The organism is Bacteroidia bacterium, assembly GCA_025056095.1.
Lineage (GTDB): Bacteria > Bacteroidota > Bacteroidia > JANWVE01 > JANWVE01 > JANWVE01.
Genome location: JANWVW010000187.1, coordinates 1 through 5,404, shown reverse-complemented (window position 1 = coordinate 5,404; position 5,404 = coordinate 1). Strand labels below are relative to the sequence as shown.

Annotated in this window: 4 protein-coding genes; 3 read left to right on the top strand and 1 reads right to left on the bottom strand. The window is 35.4% G+C overall.

Annotated features, from left to right (window positions below; all coding sequences use genetic code 11):
- Positions 1 to 189: 189 nt before the first annotated feature.
- The 3 genes from NZ519_11435 to NZ519_11425 all read left to right on the top strand — a co-directional run bounded on the left by NZ519_11435 (position 190) and on the right by NZ519_11425 (position 3,857).
- On the top strand, positions 190 to 2,577 hold the full coding sequence (locus NZ519_11435) for a M14 family zinc carboxypeptidase (protein MCS7029365.1): 2,388 nt from the start codon (positions 190 to 192) through the stop codon (positions 2,575 to 2,577).
- Positions 2,578 to 2,608: 31 nt separating this feature from the next.
- Entirely contained in the window at positions 2,609 to 3,451 is an 843-nt protein-coding gene (locus NZ519_11430; GenBank protein MCS7029364.1) for a hypothetical protein, read from the top strand.
- 118 nt (positions 3,452 to 3,569) lie between these two features.
- Complete coding sequence (locus NZ519_11425; GenBank protein ID MCS7029363.1) at positions 3,570 to 3,857, top strand: NINE protein; 288 nt, start codon at positions 3,570 to 3,572, stop codon at positions 3,855 to 3,857.
- On the opposite strand, the gene NZ519_11420 is transcribed toward NZ519_11425, so the two are convergent.
- Positions 3,850 to 5,235: a CCA tRNA nucleotidyltransferase gene (locus tag NZ519_11420; GenBank protein ID MCS7029362.1), complete on the bottom strand. Its 1,386-nt coding sequence runs from the start codon at positions 5,233 to 5,235 to the stop codon at positions 3,850 to 3,852. The two genes, NZ519_11425 and NZ519_11420, sit on opposite strands and share 8 nt — an antisense overlap.
- Positions 5,236 to 5,404: the final 169 nt, after the last annotated feature.

Here is a 5,404-nt window from a genome sequence, read left to right as displayed (position 1 = left end):
CGGAAGCGTTAGCTTAGCCCGTAGCACGCCGACCTTGTGGGCATGAGCGCAAGCGAAACGCCCACAAGGGCACGCCCAAGAAAATAAAAATTTTTAAATAGATTATTTGTAAAAAACCAAACTTAAATAATGAACCTACCTAACCTACTTTAGCTTTGAAAAGCAAAAAAGAAGTCGTATTTTTGAACTATGCTTAGGTGGATAGGTGCTATACTTTTAGTTTATTTGAACTTTGGTTTGGTAGCCCAAGAACGCTACGCGCGCGTACGCATATATGCAGACCTTAAAACCTTAGCCTCACTGGGTATAGACGTTGAACATGGCGAATACCGTAAAGGATACGCATTTACAACAGATTTATCCGATAGCGAAATAGATAAACTTAAACAAAATGATATACCTCATCAAATTTTGATACCTGATGTAATTCAGCATTACATTCAGAGAAATCAAAACGCAGCTAATAACAAAACTGACAATGCTGGTTGCTTACCTGCGGGCAGCTACAATCCCACAGACACAATCAAAACACCTATGGGCTTTTCATTGGGAAGCATGGGCGGATTTTTTACTTACAGTGAATTTATTACACATTTGAACACGTTGAGGTCTAATTATCCTACGTTAGTATCCAAAATAGACACTATTGGATATAGCATAGAAAATAGACCTATTTTAGCTTTCAAAATATCGGATAATCCTGATGTAAATGAAGCAGAACCACAAGTACTCTATACTGCTGTTCACCATGCGCGTGAACCCGCGGGACTTTCTGTATTGATTTTTTACGCGTATTATTTAGTGGAAAATTACGCTACTAACCCTCATATACAGTACATAGTCAATAATAGAGAGCTTTATTTTGTCCCAATGCTCAATCCTGATGGCTATGTGTATAATCAAACTATACATCCTAGCGGGGGAGGAATGTGGCGTAAAAATCGCAGAAACAACGGTGCTGGCAGCTTTGGCGTGGATTTAAACCGAAATTATGGCTATCAATGGGGCTATGACAACATAGGTTCATCCCCTAACTCTAACGATGAGACATATAGAGGAACCGCACCTTTTTCTGAACCAGAAACTCAAGCTATACGAGATTTTTGTCAATCAAAACAGTTCAAAATTGCCTTAAACTATCATACTTATGGAAATCTACTTATTTATCCTTGGGGCTATTTACCTTCTTATTACACACCTGATTCTGCACAATTTGTAGAATACGCCAAGCTAATGTCCCAAGTTAATAACTATGCTTATGGTACAGGTAATGAAACCGTAGGTTATGTAGTCAATGGCTACTCTGATGACTGGATGTACGGCGAACAAACTACTAAAAATAAAATTCTTTCTTTTACACCTGAATGTGGTACAGTATTAGATGGCTTTTGGCCCACTATAAGCAGAATAATTCCAATTTGTAAAGAAAATGTTGTACAAAACTTATATGCAGCACTTTTAGCAGGTCAATATGCGCACACTTATGACAAAAGCCCAAAAATTTTTGCTACTTTATCTTTTCATATTCCTTTTACCACTACTTCTTACGGAATACAGCCTTCTGACAATGTATCTATAAGCTTAGTCCCACTAACTACTAATATCCAAAGTATAACGCCCAGCAGCAAGACTTTTACAACTTTTACTGCTTTTTTGCATACTCAAAAGGACTCTTTTTTTGTTCAACTGCATCCTTCTACTCCCGCAGGTAGTTTGGTTAAATTCATCCTACAAACTACTTTTAACGGAATAACCTATCGTGATACGCTAACAAAAATATACAATCCGCTTGCACCTACGCTTCTTATGAATGATAATGCTACGAATTTAAGCCAATGGACTACTACAGGTTGGAATATCACTACAGCCAGGTTTGTTTCTGCTCCTTCCTCTATTACAGATACACCCGTAGGGACATATACGGATAACGCTAATACCTATATAACTTCGTTGAATAGTATAAGCTTAGTCGGAGCTGTGCATGCAAAAGTTAAGTTTTATGCCCAATGGGATATAGAACCAGAGTATGATTATGTGCAATTTATGATATCTACCGATGGTGGAACTACTTGGATACCTCAATGCGGATTATACACTAATGCAGGTGTAGGAACAATTTTTGGGGGTGTGCAGCCTTTGGATGAACCTCTCTACGATGGAACTCAAAGTACATGGGTACAAGAAGAGATTGATTTAAGTGATTATTTAGGAATGAATAACTTAAAATTCCGATTTCATTTACACAGCGATGCTTTTATAAACGAAGACGGCTTCTATTTTGACGACTTTAAGGTAGAGGTAATACTAACATCAGGTATTATACAAACGATATCTTTTTCAAGTGATGACTTTTTAGTCTATCCTAATCCTGCCCAAGACAGAATAAATATAGCTCTGCCTGATAATGTAAAAAGCATCAGGATAATAGATAATTTAGGAAATGTAGTTTTAGATCGGCAAAGTATAGGTCAAGCTAGCGGCCAATTAGATATACATTCTCTTCCAAATGGGTTATATTATGTAATTGTTTGCACTGAAAAACAAACATTTTATCAAAAACTAAACATAACTAAGTAACCTAACGTATTTAAAGTAGGTTTACTTTGCTATGAGATATTCGGATGACTATTTGAATTATTTTATTATAGCTGCTTTTTGTTTTTTCTTATTTTTTGTAGCTATTATTATAGGATTGCTTATAGAGAATAATCCCGAGCACTACGTTTATCTTCAAGAAATGAGCTTTTCTAGTGGGGTTATCGTTATCGTAACATGGATTGTTGTCCAAAAGAATTTGCAAAATAAACGAAAGATGAAGTTAGAAAGAAAGCGGCTATTAGCGAATTTTGCGGATAAATACGGCTATATTGAAGAATATATAGAGTTACCGAATACCAAGCCCGTTTTTCAACTTCCTCTATTTACTGAAAAAGGTTTTAAGGACGTGGTAGGATGTATTACTATCGAAAATGAGGTATGTACCATCTCTGTTTTTGACTATATGTATGCACTCAAAAAAAATTTTTACAATGTATATTTTTACTCTTTCTTTTACATAGAGAGTAAAACTGTTCAAATTCCATCCTTTACTTTGCTCCCTGCATCTGCTAAGAAAACAAGCGAATATGACAACGAACCTGTACAAATCAAGCACAGTGTTTTTAACAAGCATTTTACTCTACAATCTACGCAGCCGCATATTATAGAAAAGTGGTTTAATAAGCAGATTATTAGCTTTTTATTGCGAGATAAAGGTATATACATGCAAACTACTCCCAAGGGTCTATTAGTATGGCGAACTTATCTACAATATGATGAGGACGAAATAATGGAATTTATCTTGCGGTACGTGTACTTTTTTAATCTATTGTTAGAAAGCCTAAGTAAACTAGAAAGATTTAACACTTCCTTCACAAAGGAACAAAATAATTCAACTAAATTTGCTCACTGATGTGAGGTATATAATTCTTCTTTTCTCATTCTGGGTTCTTTTGTTTTTTTCTAATGGCTTTGCTAACCAAACAAGCTATTTCGAAAGCCACATTACTAGTATATCAATTTCGCAAAATATGCAAAAGCAAACCAAAGTAAGCAGTAGTAAAATAAAACTTTCTCGCGAAAAAAGAAAAATAGTAGTGCTCTTGTTGTGTCTGCTTTTAGGTTGGTTAGCTCTGCACCGATGGTACTTAGGAACTAGCGATCGCCCACGTTTTGTATTCACCTTGGTCTATTTTTTACTATCTCTCTTCTTTTACATACATGTATTATTAGACTTTGTATGTATCCTATTTACAGGAATGGATTTTTATTTAGATAACCCTGGTATCTTTATTTGGGTAATGATATTTTTCAAGTAGGTGAAAGATTGAGTTCTTTTTTAGCAAATTCTATCATAAAATTGTAAGCCTCTTGGTAGTCGTTTTTGATATGTCCCTCTAAAATAGCTTCTCGAATAGCATTTTTGATAATTCCTACTTGTGGACCTGGTTTAAGGTTAAAAGTTTGCATGATAATTTCCCCTGATATGGGGGGTTGCCAGTTTCTAATTTTGTCTGCTTGCTCTACTTCTTGCAAGCGTTTTTGAACCAGTTCAAAGTTTTTAAGATATTGGGACAGTTTTTTCTTATCTCGCGTAGTGATATCAGCTTTACAAAAAGTCATTAAATCATCAATATCGTTACCTGCTTCAAATAAAAGTCTTCTTACAGCACTATCCGTAACATGCTCCTCTACTAAAGCAATGGGACGTGCATGCAAGCGTACTAACTTTTGTACGTATTCCATTCGGTCATCTAAAGGTAATTTTAGGCGTTTGAAAATTTTAGGGACTTTTTTTGCACCTAACTCTTCATGCCCGTGAAAAGTCCAACCTTGTCCTTGTATAAACCGCTTTGTATCAGGTTTAGCAATATCATGTAATAGCGCTACCCAGCGCAGCCAAAGATTATTACTTACTCGCGCAACATTGTCCAAAACTTGTAAAGTGTGATAAAAGTTATCTTTATGCGTAATACCATTGACTTCTTCTACACCTTGCAAACGCACTAATTCAGGAAAAATATAGTGTAATATGCCTGTGTCATACAGGTATTTTATGCCGATGGAAGGTTTTGGGGCTTCCATGATTTTGTTAAATTCTACAATGATGCGCTCCATTGAAACAATGTTGATGCGTTCAGCATTTTGTTTCATGGCATCAAGGACTTGGCTATCAATTTCAAAACTGAGTTGAGCAGCAAAACGTGCAGCTCGCATCATACGCAGAGGATCATCAGAAAAAGTAACATGGGCATCAGTAGGTGTTTTGAGAATTTTCTGCTCTAAATGTTTTTTACCTTCAAATAAATCAATCAATTCACGAGTTTTTAAGTCAATAGCCATAGCATTGATAGTAAAATCACGGCGAGTAAGATCATCTTGTAGTGTGCCATTTTCTACGATAGGTTTTCGGGACTCTCTTCGATAGCTTTCTTTTCTTGCCCCAACAAATTCTATTTCTAAACCTTGATATTTGAGCATAGCAGTTCCGAAGTTTTTATAAATATGTACAGGTACATTCAATTTTTCAGCCACTTTTTGAGCTAACTCTATACCGCTGCCCACTGTAACAAAATCTATGTCTTTATTTTCTCGCCCTAAGAAGATATCTCTAACATAACCCCCCACAACATATACGGGCTGTTTTAGTTCCTCAGCAATAGCTTGAATGGTTTTGAATATATCATGTTCAAGCATACATAATGCAAAGTAAAGAAAAAGACTTTTTACAGAATATGAATAAAAAACAAGTTAGCTTACTTTTGAAAAATAAATAAGGGTTATAAAGGCAATATGAGTGACATTTTTTAAGTTCTTAATAGTAGATACAAAAAAACTGTACTTTTGTACAGTATGAAAAAATAAA